Origin of the sequence: Acinetobacter sp. YH12201 (assembly GCF_013418145.1) — a bacterium.
GTDB lineage: Bacteria > Pseudomonadota > Gammaproteobacteria > Pseudomonadales > Moraxellaceae > Acinetobacter.
The window spans coordinates 1-19,118 of sequence record NZ_VPCP01000012.1; the positions used below are offsets into that span (position 1 = coordinate 1).

A 19,118-nucleotide genomic window follows, 5' to 3' on the forward strand; every position below is an offset into this window, starting at 1 on the left:
CGCAAGAGATGCGATGGATGTCTGATTATTTGTAGTCATAAATTTAAGTCCCCACTTGTTTCTAAGTGGGGACTAAATTAAGGCTTATAGGATGAATTCAGAAGGTGTGTTCAGCGGACGCTTACAAAAGTATAAGGATTAATAGGATTAGATATATTTAATGTGCTGAAAAAATCATAGAATTTAAAATGCTGCCCATATAGTTTTTTATCTGAAATATCAATCCAAACCCATGGGATGTTATATGCTTGTGCGATTATTAGTCCATGTAGAGATGCGCTAATACATATTTCAGATTGGCATATTTCATCAATCACTTTAATAATATCTTGTTCAACATCGATAATATGAAAGTCTTTATCAAGATTATTAAAAAGTTCACGTTGAGTAGTGTGTGGACAAATTGAAATCTTATACAGTTTTTGCAAACTAGAGGGTATATAAAACTCAGGCATTAAAATAGCTGGATCACCATACACTTGAGGAATTGAAACTTTGAGATGTTTAGATAACTCATGATGCGTGTGCTCACCACGAACAGCATGAATATTCAAATTTTTTAAAGTTTTTAGTGTTTTTAATAGGTTTTTACTATTACTAATAGGCTGGATTAGACCTGAACCCCAAATATGCAAGTTGTTTGAGTTTGTTGGAAGATGCTCTAAGATTGAGCCAACAGTGAAAAAATTATTATTAATCACTGGAAATTGTTTAGTATTAAAGACCGCTTTGGAGGTTAATTGGCTCACCAAATATGGACCAATCCAATCCCCAAAATTTTTACTCTCATCCCACCAAAAAAGTGGTATTAACTCTTTTTCATCTAACTGATGCTCTGATATTTGATAGAATTTGTTTGGTATATTTGTATTTTCTGATTTTTTTTTGAAAAACATATCTATAACCTAATTACGATGAAAGAGCTAATTTAAGAAATTGTTTAGACATTTGATTTAAATGAATTTTTTTATAACAATCTTTGCAGTAGTATGTGTTAACAATAGATATTTTTGCTAGATTTCGGGCCAGCAAATTAATATTCTGCTTTGGAGAAAGTTTTAAAGCATCACAATTTTGGCATGATAAATCCTGAATACCAGAGGAAGAGTTATAGCTAAAAATTGGTAATCCAAGAAAAATTGCTTCAGCTAATGTTACAGGACTACCTTCATACAGAGACGACATAATAAGACATCTACTTTGTAACATCAGTGTATGAGGTTCATCTACCCAACCTAAGAAGTCAACTCTGTCAGAGATGTTAAGTTCTTTGGTGAGCGCTTCAAGTTTTTGGCGCTCAGACCCATCTCCAACAATTGCCATTTTACCACTCAGATTACTCATGGAAAATGCTTTAATTGCATGATCTACTTGTTTAATTGGAACCAAACGTCCTACAAAAATCACATCCCATTTTTTTTCGGTGTATGGAGATTGAGCAATAAGGTCATCTGATATTTGTACCCCATTTGCAATGGTGACTGTTGATTTTGGTTGAGTATAGGTTTGAGCTTTAGATTCTAGGTCACGGTTTACTGTAATCAAATTTCTATTTTTAAATAATTTAGAAAATTTGCGTTTATTCTTGAAAAAACGAATATGTTCTTTAATTTGCTTTAATGGATTATTGAACTTTCTAAATTCTAAAAGATCCCCATGAATCCAATGCCATACATTACCTTTTAGATAAGGTGCTAACCAATGGCCATTGTTATAGCCTGTAATAATTAAGTCAAAATTATTTGTCAGTAAAGTATCGATTTTTGTTTTTTCATCGGGCAATAATACTTTATTTTTCCACATTTTGCCGTATGCAAAAGATTCACATAGCTGTAAATCAGTATAAGCTATATTAGCTGTACAGTGATAATGATTCAATCTGCCATTTAACACTGCTAAATGAATGCTATGCTTATGAGTTGCTAGATATTCAGCTAATTGTAAAGTTATTCTTTCCGCTCCACCACAACCTAAGTGGTCAATAATAAATAAGATTTTTGACATTTTCTCAGTCATTACATACTAATGTGGCAAGTATATCAGGTCAAATTTTTTTGTAAATTCTACTTTTAGATCCTATTATTTTTAGGGGGGGTACCTCAATAAATAAATTGATCATTGTAAATGGTTATCAAGCGAATAGAATAAGCAAAATTTTGATTGATTAGTCATATATGAGCATAAAGTACAATGCTGATATAGATGGTTTAAGGGCAATTGCAGTTCTCTTTGTTATTTTTAACCATCTTCATGTCAGTTTATTTCAGGGTGGGTTTATTGGGGTAGATATTTTCTTTGTAATTTCTGGGTATCTGATTACATCCATAATATATAAAGAAATGCGGGAAGATCACTTTAGTATAGGTCACTTTTACAAAAAAAGGGTGATCCGGCTCGCACCGGCATTTTTTACCATGCTTGCGGTAGTTTCTATTATCAGTTCTTTACTTATGCTTCCACATGAGTTGATGTCTTATTTTGAGAGTGTAATTTATTCAACTTTCTTAATGGCAAACGTATACATGCGTAAAGAGGTTGGTGGATATTTCTCAACAAGTGTAGAGGAGGTTCCTTTACTTCACTTATGGTCATTAGGGGTTGAGGAGCAGTTTTATCTATTTTGGCCCTTACTTTTATTATTTTTGATAAAAAAAATAAATGTAAAATGGCTAATATGGATTGTAATAAGTTTAATTATGCTGTCTATATTTTATGCAGAGCAACAAATACTGAAAAATGCCGGTAAAGCCTACTATAAAATGCCAGTTCGTGCCTGTGAAATGTTTTTAGGGGCTTTGATTTGCTTTTTGCCAAAAATAAAATTAAAAGAAACTCTTATACAAATTGGTATTTACTCAAGTGTTATATGCTTATTCGCAACAGCGATGATGTTTAATCAGCTGACCAAATTTCCAGGTTTGAATGCCTTGATTCCTTGTCTGGCTACAGCGCTTATTATCTATTTAAGTCAGATCTCGGATAAAAAAAGTTTTATCTTAGGTAATTCCTATTCTGTTTGGTTTGGAAAAATTTCTTATCCCATGTATTTGTGGCATTGGCCTCTCATTGTTTTTTGTAATATTTATTTAATAGAAATAGGGTTAATGACTCAAGTTTTGATTTTTGTCACAACAATAAGTTTGGCTTATTTTACCTATAAGTATATTGAAGTCCCAGCAAGGAAGTGGATGATATGGTCCAATAAAAAAGTCATTGTATTAGGCTTTTTATTACCAAGTATGGGGCTTTCTGCTATAGCAGGAGTTGTGAAATATACTCATGGTTTGCCTGAACGGTTTGATGAAAATGTAAATCGTCAAGTGATAGCACTTCAGTCAGCTGCACATGTAGTGAGGAAGGATTGTCATGATGCTCCGAAGGACAAAGCAATTTTGCCTGATATATCGTTATGTATTTTAGGTAATGAAAATAAGAACAATATTGATCTAATATTGCTTGGAGATTCACATGCGAATAGCTTAGCAGGAGCTGTGGATTTTTGGGCAAAAGATTTAGGTTTGAGAGGATATGATCCAACGCAAAGCACAACGTTATATTTACCTCAGATAGAATTGTTTGAAAGACGAGCCAATGATGAATATGTTCTTTTATCTCATTTCAAAACAAGAAATGACAGTTTGACTAAATTATTGCAAGATCATCACTATTCAATAGCTGTAGTGTCAGGTTATTTCTCAACTTATTTAAGTGATAATGTCAAACTGTCAGACGGCACTGGCAGGCCTAATCATGAAGTATTTGAAGATGGAATGCGGCGGGCATTTAAAAACATTTCAAAAGCAAGTGATAGAGTCGTTGTAATTTTAGATGTGCCTGAATTGAAGAAGGTCAAAGCTAATTGTGAAGCACGAGTAAAATCGCTTGGGTTGTCTAAAAAATGCACAACCTCTGCTAAGGAAATAAAATCTCGGGATCGACAGTATTTAGAAATTCTTGAACGCTTAAAGACTCAATTTCCAAAGCTTGAAATTGTTGATCTTAATCCGCTGTTATGTGATCAAACAGAGTGTCAGACTAGTTTGAATGATATTCCTTTATATCGAGATAAAGACAATCATCATTTATCTTATTATGGAGCTTTAGAGTTAGGCAGAGAATATTCGGAACAACAAGAAAATCCTCTTAAAACAAGATAGCTAATAATGCTATTTATTTATCAATAACCCAGGTTTTTCAGGGTTATTGATAAATCTAATAGGATATAAATAACCACTGAACCACTGAACCACTGAACCACTAAAAAATCAGCATGATTGTATGCTTACGAATGGCAAGATAGCATCGCTATTTATATAGTGCTTGATGTATAAAGATTTTTATTCCCTTCAACCTTTCTAAACCGCTTATAAGACCAGACATACTGCTCAGGTGCAACATTAATCATACTTTCAAGGTTTTGATTTAGGCTATCCACTGAAGTTTGTAAATCTTTCGATAAAATCTGATCGGATAGTGGTGAGCAATACACATTAAAACCTGATGTTTCATCACGAATACAACTGAGGCTCACTATATTGCATTGGGTCTTACTGGCCAGTTTTGACACCAGCGTAGTAGATAAGGTCTTTTGCCCAAAAAATTCTGAATAAATACCTCCCGATGCTTTAGGAAGATGATCCGGTAAAATGACCGTTAAACCTCCTTGCTTCAGATGTTTAAAGATGGCACGCACGCCATTTTCATCGGTGGGGACAAGCGTGGCATTCAATCGCTGGCGCGCTTCTAGCATAAAGCGATCCACCGCTTTATGCTTATTGGGCTTGTACATGATCATCGGGGCGGCATGTAAATTCAGCCATGCATTTAAAAGCTCCCAGCAGCCCAAATGTGCAACCACAACTATAACGCCTTTTTTATTGGCTAAGGCTTCTGTAAGATGCTGTTCTCCGTAAATATTTTTGATCTGATTTAAGCTGTATTCAGGTGGCATACCCCAACATTTGATTGATTCTATATAGGTCATGCATTGACTTTTTAAGCTTTTCTTGAGGAGAGCCTGGTAGGCTGTTTCATCCAGTTCTGGATAAGCCAGCTTTAAATTGATGCCAGTAATTCGTTTGAGTGAGGAATTGAAGGAGTACAGCAGAATTGCAATGCAGGATGCCAGAAGCTGTAAAAAAGACAACGGAAATCGGGAAATGACTTTGAGGACAAAATACATAATGGCGTAACTCTTTGAAAACTAGACTGGTTATAAGAAGAAAATTTTGCAAAGAGTTTTATTACAGCAAGGATGCTGCTGCCCCATGTCTAAATCACAGATCAGGAGTTAAATATTTTCAGCACAAAATAAAACAAGATAAAACCACTGAGGAATGTCACCAGTCAGTGGCTAAAGAAGGGAGTTATTCGGCTTTGTCGGCGTTGCCTTTTAAAACCATATAAATTAAGCCGACAAAAATAAGTAAGGCCCCACCTAGGCTGCTTACACAAAAATAAAGAATACGTTGATTAGTATCCATGTTAAATAAGTCATTGGCCAGGATATAACGCATAAATAGCCACTGTACAATAGAAAACACAATGAGCATAATGCCACGATTACGAACAGCGGGACGCATAGCCATAGCTTGTTTAACTCAATAATAAAAAAACAGCATTATTATGCCACTACCCGGAATCAATCTCAATTCAATAAAAAACCCTGCATCAAGCAGGGTTTTTGATCACTGAATCAGGCAAGAATTAAACTTCTTGTTGAGCTTCAGCTTTTGGTTTTTCACGTAAACGAATACCCAAATCACGTAATTGATTGCCTTCAACTGGTGCTGGTGCTTGAGTCAACGGACATTCAGCAGTTTTGGTTTTCGGGAATGCAATCACGTCACGGATTGAAGATGAACCTGTCATCAACATGACAAGACGGTCCAGACCGAATGCCAAACCACCGTGAGGAGGTGCACCGAATTTAAGTGCATTCAGCAAGAAGCTGAATTTCTCTTCTGCTTCTTCTTCAGAAATACCTAGTGCTTCGAAGATCGCTTTTTGCATCTCGAGCGTATAGATACGAAGTGAACCACCACCGATTTCAGTACCGTTCAATACCATATCATAAGCCACAGACAATGCTTGGCCTGGATTGTTCTTCACTTCTTCAACACTTGATTTTGGCAGTGTGAACGGGTGGTGAACAGAAGTCCATTTGCCATCGTCAGTTTCTTCGAACATCGGGAAGTCAACCACCCAAAGCGGAGCCCACTCACAAGTCGCCATGTTCATGTCATGGCCGATCTTGATACGTAAAGCGCCCATTGCATCGTTTACAACTTTAGCTTTATCTGCACCGAAGAATACGATGTCACCATTTTCAGCGCCAACACGTTTCAACAAATCAAGTACGATTGGCTCGATGAATTTAACGATTGGAGATTGAAGGCCTTCGATGCCTTTTTCAAGTTCGTTGACTTTAATGTAAGCCAAACCTTTTGCACCGTAGATACCCACGAATTTAGTGTATTCGTCAATCTGGCTACGTGGAAGAGAACCAGCACCCGGTACGCGAAGCGCAACGATACGACCTTTAGGATCTTTGGCAGGACCTGCGAATACTTTGAACTCAACGTCTTGCATCATGTCTGCAACGTCAACAAGTTTCAAAGGAATACGTAAGTCTGGTTTGTCAGATGCATAGTCACGCATTGCATCTGCATAAGTCATGCGCTGGAATTTGTCGAATTTCACGCCAAGAAGTTCATCGAACATCTTAACAGTTAAACGTTCCATCAAATCCATGATGTCATCGTCACTCATGAACGATGTTTCAACGTCGATTTGGGTGAATTCAGGCTGACGGTCAGCACGTAAGTCTTCATCACGGAAACATTTAGCAATTTGATAGTAACGATCAATACCGCCTACCATCAACAACTGTTTGAACAGCTGTGGCGATTGTGGAAGTGCGTAGAAGCTACCGTTAGAAACACGACTTGGTACTAAATAGTCACGGGCACCTTCTGGAGTAGCACGGGTCAAGATCGGAGTTTCAACGTCTAAGAAACCATTTTCTTCGAAGTAGTTACGAATCAGGTTGGTCAATTTAGAACGGAAACGTAGGCGATCTAACATTTCTGGACGGCGAATATCCAGGAAACGATATTTCAAACGGATTTCTTCAGAAATGTTGGTATTTTCATCATTCAATGGGAATGGAGGCGTTTCAGAAGTAGCAAGAACTTCGATGTCTTTGGCTAAAACTTCGATTTGACCACTCACCATGTTGGCATTTTCTGTGCCTTCATAACGGCGACGTACACGACCTGTGATTTTTAATACGAATTCAGAACGTGCCTTGTCCGCAGTTGAGAATGCTTCTGGTGTATCTGGATCGATAACCACTTGAACAAGACCGTCACGGTCGCGCATGTCAAGGAAGATAACACCACCGTGGTCACGGCGACGGTGTACCCAACCGCATAATGTTACGGTTTGGTCAATTTGGGCTTCAGTTAATGAGCCACAGTAATGAGTTCGCATCATAGCGTAAAAAATCCAACTATATGGGTTAAGGTCAGCGTATACGTAAACAGCGTACCGCTTTTTTCGAATGTTGAATTATGCCTCTTTGGGCATATAGTCACAAGAACTTGAGACAAAAACAGCAACAATTTAAAGTGAATAAGCGGAAAGTGGGCTATTTGATTAGCCCATGCGCCGATTCTGGTCCAGAAATAAAAACAGTAAACAGCCCAGGCTAAATACCATCAAAAAGCCTTGACTGAATTCATTGATGGAACGGCCGGTAAAATAATACAGCTCAGATTGCCACACCTCATCAGGAATATAGTGCATATAGTCCCAGACCGAGAACAGGGCAGTGAGGATCGACAGTCCGAATAAGCCCCAAGCAAAAACTTTGATTTTTTGGCTAAGGGCCAGGGATTGCCGATGGCACCGATAGTAATGCAGGCTCATCCATACAATAAATGGCAGGGCTGCAAAGGAGCTCCCAAGCTGCAAAATGCGGTGCAGGGGATAGCTTTGTCCTAAAATCTGAAACTGCTGACTGAGAAGGTCATGCAAGGCAAAGGTACGAAAATCCACATGGGTCAGACCATCCCAAATCAGATGGGTTGCTGTACCCAGCATCACGGCCAGACAGACTCCTGTAAAAAACTTAAATGCTGCAAAGAGGCTGGTGATATTCAGTTCATGCCGGATACCGAGAAAGCGGTAGATCACCGGCCGGTAAATCAGATACCAGATGGCACAAAAAGCCAGCCCGATCCACAAGTCTGGATGAATCAGGGAGGACCATAAATGAGTGGTATTGGAATGATCCTGGCTAAACAGACGATAAAGGTCTGGCACCATGCAGCCAATCGCCAGTGCGGCAACCGGAAGCCGGTTTCCAGTCAGGTAGGAAATGGGTGGGGCAAGGACAGCATGAGATAGGGTAAAGGGCATAAATAAAATAATGTTTTAATGCGATAAAAAGTATTCAAAAACATTCTAATAAAATATGTAGCTGTTTATCGTAAAAGATTGCAAAAAAAATGCAATGTTATATTATAACATTATTTAGAAATTGCAGCCTTGAGTCCGTTCCATGCTTATTCATAAGAATTTAATTACACTCTCTATTTTTGCCGTCATTGCACCTGCTGTTTTTGCTGATGAGGATACTCAGACTCAACAACTTGCCACCCTCAAATTGCAGGCACATCCCCTGGTACAGTCGGCTGCAGATTTTGCAGTGGCTGATCAGGTCATTGATCATAAAAAGCTTGCCGAAGGCAGTACGACCATTGGTGATGCTTTGGCAGGTGAGCTTGGGGTATCTTCGAACCAGTATGGTTCAGGTTCAAGCCGTCCAGTGATTCGCGGGCAAGATGGTGCGCGTGTTAAAGTTCTGCAACATGCTTCTGAAACTGCGGATGTTTCGACCTTGTCGCCTGACCACGCGGTGACGGTTGATCCAATTCTGGCAAAACAGATTGAGATTATTCGTGGACCATCGACTTTACTGTATAGCGCAGGAACAGTGGGTGGTTTGGTCAATGTCACAGATAATAAAATTCCAACGCAAATGCCTGAAAAGGGTTATGAAGGTCAGCTAGGCTTACGTTACAACACGGGTAGTGATGAAAAACTCGCTAGTGCGGGTGTCACGGTTGCTTTAGCCGATCAGGTTGCGTTACGGGTTGAAGGTTCAAAACGTAAAGCCAATGACTATATTGCACCAGATTATTTCCATGATCATGAAGGCGAATTAGAAAAAGAACGCCGTGTCGGGAATACCTTTGCTGAAGGTGAAACGGTCAATGTTGGATTGTCCTGGATTCATGACCGAGGCTTTAGCGGCATTTCATACAGTAACCGTCAGGACCAGTATGGCTTGCCGGGGCATAGTCATGAATATGAAGATTGTCAGGTGTCCGGTAATGCCTTAATTGGCTGTGGCCAGCAACCCGGGCATACGCATGAAGAGCATGCAGCGGGACCATGGGTCGATTTGAAAACCGAACGTTATGATTTCCGTACCGAACTCAATGATCCTTTTGCCGGGTTTCAAAAGCTTCGTGCCCATGCCAGCTATACCGATTACAAGCATGATGAAATTGAAGAGAATGCTGCGCAAACCACCTTTAAAAGCAAAGGCTATGATGCACGTTTAGAATTGGTCCACAATCCGATTGCAAACTGGGAAGGGATGATCGGTGCTCAATATAATCAGCAAAAGCTGGATATTAGTGGTGAAGAAGCTTTGCTGGATCCGACTAAAACCCGGAAGTGGAGTCTGTTTGCCTTAGAACATAAACAGTTTGATGATGTACATGTTGAACTCGGTGCACGTGTGGATCAGCAAAAAATTGACATCGATTCTGATAAAAAAGACTTTGATGATTATGGTTTTTCCTACTCAGGCGCGCTGAACTGGGAATTTGTACCCAACTATAAATTATCGCTGGTCGGTTCTCATCAAGAACGTCTGCCTTTGGCGCAAGAACTGTATGCCAATGGTAAACATTTCGCGACCAACACTTATGAACGCGGCAATGAAAATCTGGCTGCAGAAAAATCCAATAATCTGGAGCTTGGTCTGCATTATGAAAACGGTCCGCTGGATTATCATGTGCATGCCTATCACAACTGGTTTGATCACTATATTTATGCCCAAACCCTGGATAATTTTAAAGATTTCCGCCTAGTTGAATATACCCAAGACAAAGCCAAGTTCTATGGAGCCGAAGCAGCGGCCTCTTATACTCTAAACGATACCTACAAAGTGGGTGTGTTTGGGGATTATGTGCGTGGCAAAATCGAGAATGAAAATGCACCTCGTGTTCCGGCAGGTCGTCTAGGTACCAAAGTGGACGCAAGCTTTGACGATCACTGGTCGGGTCTGGCTGAGTATTACCATGTGTTTAATCAGGACAAAATTGCCAGCTATGAGGATGAAACTCAGGGCTATAACATGGTTAATCTGGGCTTGAGTTATGCCAATACTCTTGCTGATAAAAATACTTATCGTGTCTACTTTAAAGCCAATAACCTGCTGGATGATCAAGTTTATTCACATGCTTCATTCCTGTCGAATATTCCGCAAGTGGGACGTAACTTTACTGTTGGTCTAGAATTCGGTTTCTAGGCAAAAGTCATCCTGAAATCTGCTGATTCAAGCAGGTGAAACAGAAATCCTCTTGATAAATCAAGCAATAAAACCTAGTCTGATGATATTGGACTAGGTTTTTTGTTATGCGTATTTTTCAACGAATTCATCAGAAATTGAATTGGTCAGGCCGTCGTTATGCCGGCGTGATCATCGGTTTGCTGGCATTGGGATATCTCTCATCGGCCATTTATCATACCTATAAACCCTTGCCTGAAGGCCTGAATTTTACCGGTAAGTTACGTCATGCCGAGGTGAAGTTTATTGCAGATCAAACCTATCTGGATGCAAGTGGAAAACAGCAGCAAAACCATCATATTTTTAATCAAATGTTAAAATTGATTGATGAAGCGCAAACCACCATTGTACTGGACATGTTCTTGTTCAATAGTGAAGTCGGCGAGTCAACGCTATCTCATCAGGCATTGGCGCAACAACTCACGGATGCCTTGATTTTAAAACGCGGTGTGCAGCCCAATATTGAAATTAAGGTGATTACCGACCCGATTAATTCAGTCTATGGTGGTCTTGCGCCCGAGCATTATCGTCAGTTACGTAGCGCAGGCATTGACGTGATTGAAACGGATTTAAGACCGCTGCGTGCATCCAATCCAGTATGGTCTGGCTTCTGGTATCTCTGTTGTCAGGATGCCGGCAATAACCCTGAAAAAGGCTGGCTTGCCAATCCGTTTGGTCAGGAAAAAATTACCCTGCGCAGTTATTTTAATCTGTTTAATTTTAAGGCCAATCACCGTAAAACTCTGGTGGTGGATACGGCTCAGGGCTGGAAAGCTTTGGTGACTTCAGCCAATCCGCATGATGGCAGTTCACGTCATTCTAATGTGGCTTTGCTGGTAACGGGCAATACAGCCATTGATGTATTAAAGACCGAACAGGCTGTAGGCCGGATGTCCAAAGGTGATATTCCGATGGTCATTATTGGCGAGTTTGAAGGGGATCGGTCTTTACCTCAAGTTCAGGTGCTGACTGAAAAAGCAATTTACGATGCAACACTCAAACTGATTGAAACTGCCAAGCCTAAAGAGCAGATTGATTTGGCCATGTTCTATTTGTCTGAACGGCATATTGTCAAAGCCCTGATTGCTGCACATGAGCGTGGGGTAAAAGTCCGTGTGCTGCTTGATCCGAATAAGGATGCGTTTGGGCGTAAAAAAAATGGTATTCCTAACCGCCAGGTGGCTTCTGAACTGAATAATGCGGGTGTGCCGGTACGCTGGTGCAATACCCAAGGTGAACAATGTCATAGCAAGATGATTATTAAATCAAATGCACAGCAGTCTGACCTGATTTTGGGTTCAGCCAATTTCACTGCGCGCAACATCAAAAACTATAATCTGGAAACCAATTTTCGGGTGGTTGGTTCATCACAAGCACCTGTATTTACTGATGCTCAAGCTTATTTTGATACGGCTTGGGCCAATTTGAATGGCAAAAACATGAGTGTCGATTACAGGCAATATGCAGATGAATCGACATTGAAATATGGAATTTACCGTTTTATGGAGTGGAGCGGATTGTCGACGTTTTAAGTCCCTTATCCCAACCTTCTCCCAGAGGGAGAAGGAGTTCCCTCTCCTTTCAGGAGATGAGTAGCACTGCTACGCAAGGGAGAGGTAATCAAGCGATTTTTTATTGTTGAGAATTAGGCGGAACCATCTGATCCAGATCTTTGTCAGAGAGTTTATCCAGCTCTTTTAAATCCGTTTTAATTTTCCACCGGCTTTCATCTTCAACCGGCTGCGGTAAACGTGCTTCTAACCAGTCACAGACCACATCAGGTGAAAAATCGGGATGATTGCACTGAATGACCCAAGCCAAAAACTCTTTGGCTTCACCATTCATATAAGGTGGCGGAGAAACCGGCAAAAACTGTGTCGGTAAACGTTCATTCTTGGAAATGTAATTTAATACATGACCCAGTTCCTGTACGGTTTGCCATGCCAGAGGATGTTCCACATTGATTTGAAATTTAAACCACCAGGCATGTTGACCATCTGAACCATAGGCATTAATTAAAGATTCTTGAATACTTGGAACCTTGCAAAAGAATTGATGTAGGCGGTCAAAACTTAAATCAGACACTCTGTTTGATCCCATAATAAAAAACTGCATTTTAGCATATTCATCATTTGAGCCGGGATGTGTCTCAAGAGAAAACTCGAGAAATATTTCATTTACAAAACTTTGCATTTGCTGTTTTTTTATTCATTTTTTATCCTAAACTAGGAATTACAATAAGCTTTATAATGTATGGTGGGAGGCTCTTATGAAATTAACAGCTCTTTGTGCTTTGATTGGTATGATGCTCTTGGGGGCTTCTGCAACAACGCAAGCAGAAAATCGCTGGTCAAATTATCGTGGGGTAGATACTACTCGCTACCAGCCTCGTCCTTATTATCCGCAAAATAGTTATCCTCAAAATCACTATCCACATCAGCAGCAACATTATCCACAGCACTACCTGAATTATCCGCAGCGTCCACCGCATCATCAGAATTATCCGACCATTCAGAATGGCATCAGCATTCAATATCAGGCACCCACGACCATTACACACAATTCTCAAAGCTATAGCTGGGTGAATGGTGATCCGAGAACCGCCCGAATTGAAAGTTCAAACACGACCTTTATCTCCGACTGGCAACGTTTGGGTTTGCCTGCACCACCGACTGGCAGCCATTGGATATTTGAAAATGGTCGTTATGTGTTGGTGCCGAATCGTTAAAGATTCATTTTTAATGATTCAATCTCCCCTCTTGCGCCATATATGGCTCATCTTTAAAAAGAGGGGCTTTTAACATATTAAGCTAATTCATCATCTTGCGGTTGTGGAGTTTTATCTGCAGGGAGTGGCTTTTCTGAATGTTTATCACGAATCACAGACGGGTAGGTCCAGGAAGAGAAACGCACCACCAAAATCGAAAATGCCAAGATCAGGATTGAACCGGTAATAATCACCAGATCCATATCGGCTTTATGGTCATGCTGGATATCTGAAATAAGTAAACGAGTCAGAGCCGTAATGGCAATATAAATTAAAAAACGTACCGGCATATGATTGGTTTTGAAGTAAATACCCACCATGGCGCCCAGTTCAAGATAAATAAACAGCAGCAGAATATCATCGATGGTCGCAAACTGTTTAATGGTTAAAATTTCAAATACCGTATGTCCGGCAGACCAGATCACCATACAGCCAATAATAAACAGGGCAATATAGTGAAAACTTTCTACGGCAATATTTCCGAAACGGTCGAGGAGGGTCTCAATTTTTTCAACTTTGCTATCAGGTTTTGACATCTTTTTTCCTCCTGTATCTTGAATGATTGTTTGTATGAAATTGATTATTAAATAGTATGCAAGTTTCATGCACATTAAAGAATAAAAAATTAAGTGATTGTATTTTTTTTATACGAAATTCATGTAATGTATGAAGGGTTATTTCATTGATCAGGGAAAAGAAAATGTTAGCAACAATTCAAACAAAAATTGATAATTTACAAAATGGCAAAAAACTTATTTTGGGTTCAGGGGTTAAAATGGATGAAATGCACAAGCTGGTTACGTTATGCAAACATCTACAAGCCGAGGGCGTAATTAAAATTGTGAAAATTAATCCAGATGCACAGAGTAATAAAAAAGTTTCAGATTCCATTATTGTTGAAAAAATCTAATTGATATCTTGAGTCATAAAAAACGCCTGCATTTGCAGGCGTTTTTTTATTGCTTATCTTTGTGCAGGATTAAGCCTGGTTAGTAAAGTAGTCTTCAGAGAAGTTCATGACCACTTCAGCACCGGCTTTTACTTTAGTAATGCGCATTGCAAGTTCAGGCAGAATACGTTGTACAAAATAAAGCGCCAGCGACAATTTATTTTGATAGAACTCGCCGTCTTTGGCTTTTGCTGCATTAGCAATTTTTGCAAACATGTAAGAGAAGCTAAGCAGACCCACCGCATGCAGATAATCCACTGCTGCTGCATTCGAGAAGTCGATATTTTCTTTGCTGGCTTGCAGAATATATTGCGTTACCGATTCAACTTCTGCTGCTGCATCTAAAGTAGCATCTTTAATGAAGTTCAGATCCGCATCCAGGCCATTGGCAAAATCACGGATTTCCTGGATGTATTCTGCAATGAATGCACCGCCACATTTAATGGTCTTACGGCCGATCAAGTCTTGAGACTGCACGCCGTTGGTCCCTTCGTAAATCTGCGAGATACGCAAGTCACGGATACATTGTTCCATACCCCATTCACGAATGAAGCCATGACCACCGAAAACCATTTGTGCATCTAAAGTTGCGTTAAATGCAGTATCGGTCAGGTAAGCTTTTGCGATTGGGGTTAATAGCGCAACACGGTCATTGGCTTTTTTTACCGCTTCGGCATCGGTCGAGAACTTGGTAATGTCGAGCTGTTGACCAACATACACCGCAAAGGCACGAGAGGCTTCGTTGTTAGCACGCGCATTCAGTAACATACGACGCACGTCGCCATGGACCAAAATGCTGTCTGCCACTTTATTTGGAGATTTCACCCCAGAAGCACTACGACCTTGAAGACGGTCAGTCGCATATTGCGCAGCATTCTGATAGGCAAATTCAGAAGCGCCCAGACCTTGGATCCCCATAGACAGACGTTCATAGTTCATCATCACAAACATGGCAGCCAAGCCTTCATTTTCTTTACCGACCAGATAACCTTTGGCACCATCAAAGTTCATCACGCAAGTTGCAGAGGCTTTAATGCCCATCTTATGTTCGATTGAACCTGGACCTGCATGGTTACGCTCACCCAAAGAACCATCTTCATTGACCAGGAATTTCGGTACGATAAACAGTGAAATACCACGGGAACCGGCAGGGGCATCTGGCGTTTTCGCCAGGACCAGGTGAATGATGTTTTCAGCCAGGTCGTGGTCACCACCGGTAATGAAAATTTTGGTACCGGTAATGTTATAAGTGCCGTCTTCATTGCGTTCTGCTTTGGTTTTGATAATGCCCAAGTCAGTCCCTGCATGTGGCTCGGTCAAGCACATGGTACCTGACCATTCGCCAGAGTAGATTTTAGGCAGGTAAGTTTCTTTTTGCTCTTGGGAAGCATAGCTGTTTAATGCCATACCTGCACCCACAGACAGAAGCGGGTAGAGCATAAAAGATGGGTTGGTTGCAAACAGCATTTCATCAGAAAGCACGGTCAGCATTTTTGGCATTTCCTGACCGCCCCATTCAGCGTCAGCACCCAGACCAATCCAGCCGCCTTCTGCATATTGTTTGAAAGCTTCTTTAAAGCCCGCAGGGGTCGTCACATTGCCATTTTCAATTTTAGCGCCTTCTTCATCACCCGTACGGTTTAAAGGCAAAGTCACGTTTTGCGCAAATTTCGCCATTTCTTCAAGAATGGCTTCAGCTGTTGCTGCATCAACATGAGCAAGATTTTCATTGGCTTGCCAGAATTGTTCTGCATTGAAAACATCATTCAGAATGAATTTCATATCTGCAAGAGGTGCATTATAGATTGGCATAGTGAGTCACCTGTTTATTGTTTGATTCAGTTCGGTTTGATCAGTCTAATAGATGAAAATTCATGTGGTTAGACGACTAAAGGTTAATTTTTTTGTTTATTTGATAAAGAAAAAGGACTGCCAAAAACATGACTGTCCTTTTTCTCACCTCAGTTTAAAAATCCTGTACTTAGAATGCGAAGTGTTCAGCATCTAAAGCCAGTAATGGCTCAACGCCACCCGCAATCACCTCAACGTGTGAGCGAACGCGTGGAAGAATTTTCTTGAAGTAGAAACGGGCAGTAGTCACTTTCGCGTTGTAGAAATCTACGTCAGTTGTACCAGCAGCCAATGTTTCTTGAGCAACAAGTGCCATACGAGCCCATAGGTAAGCAAGCGTTACATAGCCAGAGAAGTACAGGTAATCTACTGCAGCAGCGCCAACTTCATCCGGGTTTTGCATTGCACGCATACCAATCTGCATAGTCAAATCACCCCACTCTTTGTTCAGAGCAGCAAGTGGTTCAACAAATTCTTTCATTGCAGCATTGTCTTTGTGGGCTTCGCAGAATTTATGGATGACTTTGGTGAAGTCTTTCAACATTGCACCTTGAGTACCCAAAACTTTACGACCTAGCAAGTCAAGCGCCTGAATTTCAGTGGTACCTTCGTACAAGCAAGCGATACGTGTATCACGAACAATCTGTTCCATACCGTGTTCAGAGATGAAACCGTGACCACCGAATACTTGAACACCGTGTTTCGCAGATTCAGAACCGGTTTCAGTCAAGAATGCTTTTGCGATCGGGGTAAGTAGTGACAACATGTTGTCCGCAGCTTTACGTTCTTCTTCAGTTGCACCTTGCTCTACCGTGTCTGCATAGAAAGACAATAAGTAAACCAATGCACGGCCAGCTTCAGCAAAAGATTTTTGCGTTAATAGCATGTTGCGTACAGCAGGGTGAACAATAATTGGGTCTGCTTCTTTTTCTGGCGCTTTAACGCCTGAAAGTGAACGCATTGCCAAACGGTCTTTAGCATAAGCCAATGCACCTTGGAACGCGCCTTCAGAAGCTGAAAGACCTTGTACCGCAGTACCAATACGGGCAGTGTTCATGAATGTGAACATGCAGTTTAAGCCGCGGTTTTCAGGGCCAATCAGGAAGCCTTTTGCGTTATCAAAATTGAGTACACAGGTTGCGTTACCATGAATACCCATTTTGTGTTCAATTGAACCGCAACGAACGCTATTGCGCTCGCCTAAAGAACCGTCTGCATTCAGGCTGAATTTAGGCACGATAAATAAAGAGATCCCTTTAGTACCTTTCGGTGCACCCGGAAGACGCGCCAACACGATATGAATAATGTTTTCTGCCATGTCGTGTTCACCAGCAGAGATAAAGATTTTCTCGCCAGAAATTGCATAGCTGCCATCTGCATTCGGTTCAGCTTTGGTACGGATAATCCCCAAGTCTGAACCAGCATGAGATTCTGTCAAGCACATGGTACCGGTCCACTCACCTGAAACCAGCTTAGGCAAGTAAGTATCTTTTTGTTCTTGAGAGCCGTGATGTTCTAGGGTACGGACAGCACCGTGTGAAAGGCCAGGGTACATGCCCCATGCCCAGTTTGCAGTACCCACCATTTCAGAGATCACGTTGCCTAAAGAAACAGGCAAGGCTTGACCACCGTATTGCTCTTCAGCAGATAATGATGGGAAACCCAACTCGATATATTTTTGATAGGCTTCTTTAAAACCAGTAGGTGTAGTAACTACACCATCATTCCAGGTACAACCTTCGCGGTCACCGCTTTGGTTGATTGGAGACAATTCATTTTCACAGAAGTCAGCCGCAGCTTCTAGATATTGATCAACCAATTCACGGCTTACGGTGTCAGAAAATGCAGGCAGGTTTGCATAATGTTGTTCAGCATTTAACAATTCATGTAGAACAAATTGCATATCACGTAAGGGCGCTTTGTATTGTGGCATATCGGTTTCCTCAATACTGGTTTAACCAGCTTATAATCCTAATAAACATTGGAACGTGCCTTCTATGACACGTATTTGTATGGCTCAATCGTGCAACATCTTCTTACTTGGTACAAGCGGTTCCATGCCTTTTCTTAGTGACTGTAAAGTCAAAGATTTTTGCTTTGAAAGTGCTAAGTATGTTGAGTGTAAATGCTTTTATGTTTTATTCGATGTAATAAATAGTCAAAAACGTAAAAGTTTATGAACAATAAAAAAGGCGCAGAGTTGCGCCTTTTTGTCTTCGGATGGATTTTTTTACGATGCTGGTTTCGCCATTACAGGCGCGGCAGGTGCTTTAGGCTGGAAGCGAACTTCGCATGTGCCATTCATGCTCTGGGTGCCGACTTTGACTTGTACCGCAGTACCATTGGCTTTGCCTTGACAGGCTTTGAACACGGCTTGCTGATGCGCTTGATGTTCTGCCAGGCGCTGATCAAATTGTTTGGTCAGTTCTGCGCGTTTGGCATCAGTCAGGGGTTCATGGTATTGCATCATAGGCATACCTTTCATTTCCCCCTGCATGGTACGATGTTCGCGCCACATTTTCTTCATCTCTGCACGATCAGGAGTGAAGAGCATCACGCAAGTCCCATTAATGGTTTTTTCACCCGCCTTGATTTGTGCCGCCGAACCAACGGCTTTACTCTCACAGGCTGTTTTCATGCTTCTCATTATTTGCTGGCGTTCGGCTCGGGCTTGCTGGAACTGCTCACGCTGTTCGGGTGTCATGTTGCGCTCATGCTTTTGATGATGATCTCGCATCATGCGCGGGTGGTCGCCATCTTTATCCTGAACCGTGTTGGTCGATTGGCAGGCTGTTAAAGCGCCCATACTGATTAGGCTTGCGCTCACTAAAGCTATTTTTGTCATGGAATTCATTGTTGTTATCTCCAATGAAAAAATGAAATTTGATGAGTTAAAGATTAAA

16 protein-coding genes are annotated in these 19,118 nt (G+C 40.9%); 5 read left to right on the top strand and 11 right to left on the bottom strand.

All coding sequences use genetic code 11. The annotated features are described in order from the left end of the window. Positions 1-110: 110 nt before the first annotated feature. Both FTU91_RS04110 and FTU91_RS04115 read right to left on the bottom strand, forming a co-directional pair. Positions 111-896 (bottom strand): polysaccharide pyruvyl transferase family protein, encoded by a 786-nt coding sequence (locus FTU91_RS04110; protein WP_180081067.1) that lies wholly within the window; start codon positions 894-896, stop codon positions 111-113. A 13-nt stretch (positions 897-909) separates the two neighbouring features. After that, entirely contained in the window at positions 910-2,004 is a 1,095-nt protein-coding gene (locus FTU91_RS04115) for a glycosyltransferase (protein WP_180081069.1), read from the bottom strand. A gap of 170 nt (positions 2,005-2,174) precedes the next feature. Between FTU91_RS04115 and FTU91_RS04120 the strand changes: the two genes are divergently transcribed. Continuing rightward, positions 2,175-4,157: an acyltransferase family protein gene (locus tag FTU91_RS04120; protein WP_180081071.1), complete on the top strand. Its 1,983-nt coding sequence runs from the start codon at positions 2,175-2,177 to the stop codon at positions 4,155-4,157. 152 nt (positions 4,158-4,309) lie between these two features. Here the strand turns inward: FTU91_RS04120 and FTU91_RS04125 are convergent, their stop codons facing one another. From FTU91_RS04125 to FTU91_RS04140, 4 genes are all read right to left on the bottom strand, one after another. Beyond that, positions 4,310-5,182, bottom strand: coding sequence for a lysophospholipid acyltransferase family protein (locus tag FTU91_RS04125; RefSeq protein ID WP_180081073.1), 873 nt, complete (start codon positions 5,180-5,182; stop codon positions 4,310-4,312). Between the two features lie 184 nt (positions 5,183-5,366). Beyond that, positions 5,367-5,588 carry a hypothetical protein gene (locus FTU91_RS04130; RefSeq protein ID WP_086197527.1) on the bottom strand — a complete coding sequence of 74 codons (222 nt, stop codon included), beginning with the start codon at positions 5,586-5,588 and terminating at the stop codon, positions 5,367-5,369. A gap of 118 nt (positions 5,589-5,706) precedes the next feature. Next, on the bottom strand, positions 5,707-7,497 hold the full coding sequence (gene aspS, locus FTU91_RS04135) for an aspartate--tRNA ligase (RefSeq protein WP_180042860.1): 1,791 nt from the start codon (positions 7,495-7,497) through the stop codon (positions 5,707-5,709). Positions 7,498-7,659: 162 nt separating this feature from the next. Beyond that, the gene (locus tag FTU91_RS04140) at positions 7,660-8,424 is read right to left on the bottom strand and encodes a DUF4184 family protein (protein WP_180081075.1); all 765 of its coding nucleotides are present in this window, start codon (positions 8,422-8,424) and stop codon (positions 7,660-7,662) included. A gap of 142 nt (positions 8,425-8,566) precedes the next feature. Between FTU91_RS04140 and znuD the strand changes: the two genes are divergently transcribed. After that, the gene (znuD, locus tag FTU91_RS04145) at positions 8,567-10,609 is read left to right on the top strand and encodes a zinc piracy TonB-dependent receptor ZnuD (protein WP_180081077.1); all 2,043 of its coding nucleotides are present in this window, start codon (positions 8,567-8,569) and stop codon (positions 10,607-10,609) included. A 107-nt stretch (positions 10,610-10,716) separates the two neighbouring features. Next, a complete protein-coding gene (locus tag FTU91_RS04150) occupies positions 10,717-12,180 on the top strand; it encodes a phospholipase D family protein (RefSeq protein WP_180081079.1) in 1,464 nt (487 codons plus the stop codon). A gap of 100 nt (positions 12,181-12,280) precedes the next feature. On the opposite strand, the gene FTU91_RS04155 is transcribed toward FTU91_RS04150, so the two are convergent. Then, positions 12,281-12,733 carry a hypothetical protein gene (locus tag FTU91_RS04155; protein WP_180081081.1) on the bottom strand — a complete coding sequence of 151 codons (453 nt, stop codon included), beginning with the start codon at positions 12,731-12,733 and terminating at the stop codon, positions 12,281-12,283. Positions 12,734-12,917: 184 nt separating this feature from the next. Between FTU91_RS04155 and FTU91_RS04160 the strand changes: the two genes are divergently transcribed. Continuing rightward, positions 12,918-13,376, top strand: a complete 459-nt coding sequence (locus FTU91_RS04160) for an RcnB family protein (protein ID WP_086197522.1) — start codon at positions 12,918-12,920, stop codon at positions 13,374-13,376. 77 nt (positions 13,377-13,453) lie between these two features. Here the strand turns inward: FTU91_RS04160 and FTU91_RS04165 are convergent, their stop codons facing one another. Then, on the bottom strand, positions 13,454-13,951 hold the full coding sequence (locus FTU91_RS04165) for a phosphate-starvation-inducible protein PsiE (RefSeq protein ID WP_086197521.1): 498 nt from the start codon (positions 13,949-13,951) through the stop codon (positions 13,454-13,456). 164 nt (positions 13,952-14,115) lie between these two features. On the opposite strand from FTU91_RS04165, the gene FTU91_RS04170 reads away from it, so the two are divergent. Beyond that, positions 14,116-14,325, top strand: a complete 210-nt coding sequence (locus FTU91_RS04170) for a hypothetical protein (protein ID WP_180081083.1) — start codon at positions 14,116-14,118, stop codon at positions 14,323-14,325. Positions 14,326-14,394: 69 nt separating this feature from the next. Here the strand turns inward: FTU91_RS04170 and FTU91_RS04175 are convergent, their stop codons facing one another. The 3 genes from FTU91_RS04175 to FTU91_RS04185 all read right to left on the bottom strand — a co-directional run bounded on the left by FTU91_RS04175 (position 14,395) and on the right by FTU91_RS04185 (position 19,069). Continuing rightward, complete coding sequence (locus tag FTU91_RS04175) at positions 14,395-16,176, bottom strand: acyl-CoA dehydrogenase C-terminal domain-containing protein (RefSeq protein ID WP_180081085.1); 1,782 nt, start codon at positions 16,174-16,176, stop codon at positions 14,395-14,397. A gap of 169 nt (positions 16,177-16,345) precedes the next feature. After that, positions 16,346-18,148, bottom strand: a complete 1,803-nt coding sequence (locus FTU91_RS04180; protein WP_180081087.1) for an acyl-CoA dehydrogenase C-terminal domain-containing protein — start codon at positions 18,146-18,148, stop codon at positions 16,346-16,348. Positions 18,149-18,445: 297 nt separating this feature from the next. Next, positions 18,446-19,069 carry a hypothetical protein gene (locus FTU91_RS04185; RefSeq protein ID WP_086197517.1) on the bottom strand — a complete coding sequence of 208 codons (624 nt, stop codon included), beginning with the start codon at positions 19,067-19,069 and terminating at the stop codon, positions 18,446-18,448. Positions 19,070-19,118: the final 49 nt, after the last annotated feature.

Coding starts and splice junctions, on each gene's coding strand:
- FTU91_RS04110 (WP_180081067.1), bottom strand. CDS start 896: ATGTTTTTCAAAAAAAAATCAGAAAATACAAATATACCAAACAAATTC.
- FTU91_RS04115 (WP_180081069.1), bottom strand. CDS start 2,004: ATGTCAAAAATCTTATTTATTATTGACCACTTAGGTTGTGGTGGAGCG.
- FTU91_RS04120 (WP_180081071.1), top strand. CDS start 2,175: ATGAGCATAAAGTACAATGCTGATATAGATGGTTTAAGGGCAATTGCA.
- FTU91_RS04125 (WP_180081073.1), bottom strand. CDS start 5,182: ATGTATTTTGTCCTCAAAGTCATTTCCCGATTTCCGTTGTCTTTTTTA.
- FTU91_RS04130 (WP_086197527.1), bottom strand. CDS start 5,588: ATGGCTATGCGTCCCGCTGTTCGTAATCGTGGCATTATGCTCATTGTG.
- aspS (WP_180042860.1), bottom strand. CDS start 7,497: ATGATGCGAACTCATTACTGTGGCTCATTAACTGAAGCCCAAATTGAC.
- FTU91_RS04140 (WP_180081075.1), bottom strand. CDS start 8,424: ATGCCCTTTACCCTATCTCATGCTGTCCTTGCCCCACCCATTTCCTAC.
- znuD (WP_180081077.1), top strand. CDS start 8,567: ATGCTTATTCATAAGAATTTAATTACACTCTCTATTTTTGCCGTCATT.
- FTU91_RS04150 (WP_180081079.1), top strand. CDS start 10,717: ATGCGTATTTTTCAACGAATTCATCAGAAATTGAATTGGTCAGGCCGT.
- FTU91_RS04160 (WP_086197522.1), top strand. CDS start 12,918: ATGAAATTAACAGCTCTTTGTGCTTTGATTGGTATGATGCTCTTGGGG.
- FTU91_RS04165 (WP_086197521.1), bottom strand. CDS start 13,951: ATGTCAAAACCTGATAGCAAAGTTGAAAAAATTGAGACCCTCCTCGAC.
- FTU91_RS04170 (WP_180081083.1), top strand. CDS start 14,116: ATGTTAGCAACAATTCAAACAAAAATTGATAATTTACAAAATGGCAAA.
- FTU91_RS04175 (WP_180081085.1), bottom strand. CDS start 16,176: ATGCCAATCTATAATGCACCTCTTGCAGATATGAAATTCATTCTGAAT.
- FTU91_RS04180 (WP_180081087.1), bottom strand. CDS start 18,148: ATGCCACAATACAAAGCGCCCTTACGTGATATGCAATTTGTTCTACAT.
- FTU91_RS04185 (WP_086197517.1), bottom strand. CDS start 19,069: ATGAATTCCATGACAAAAATAGCTTTAGTGAGCGCAAGCCTAATCAGT.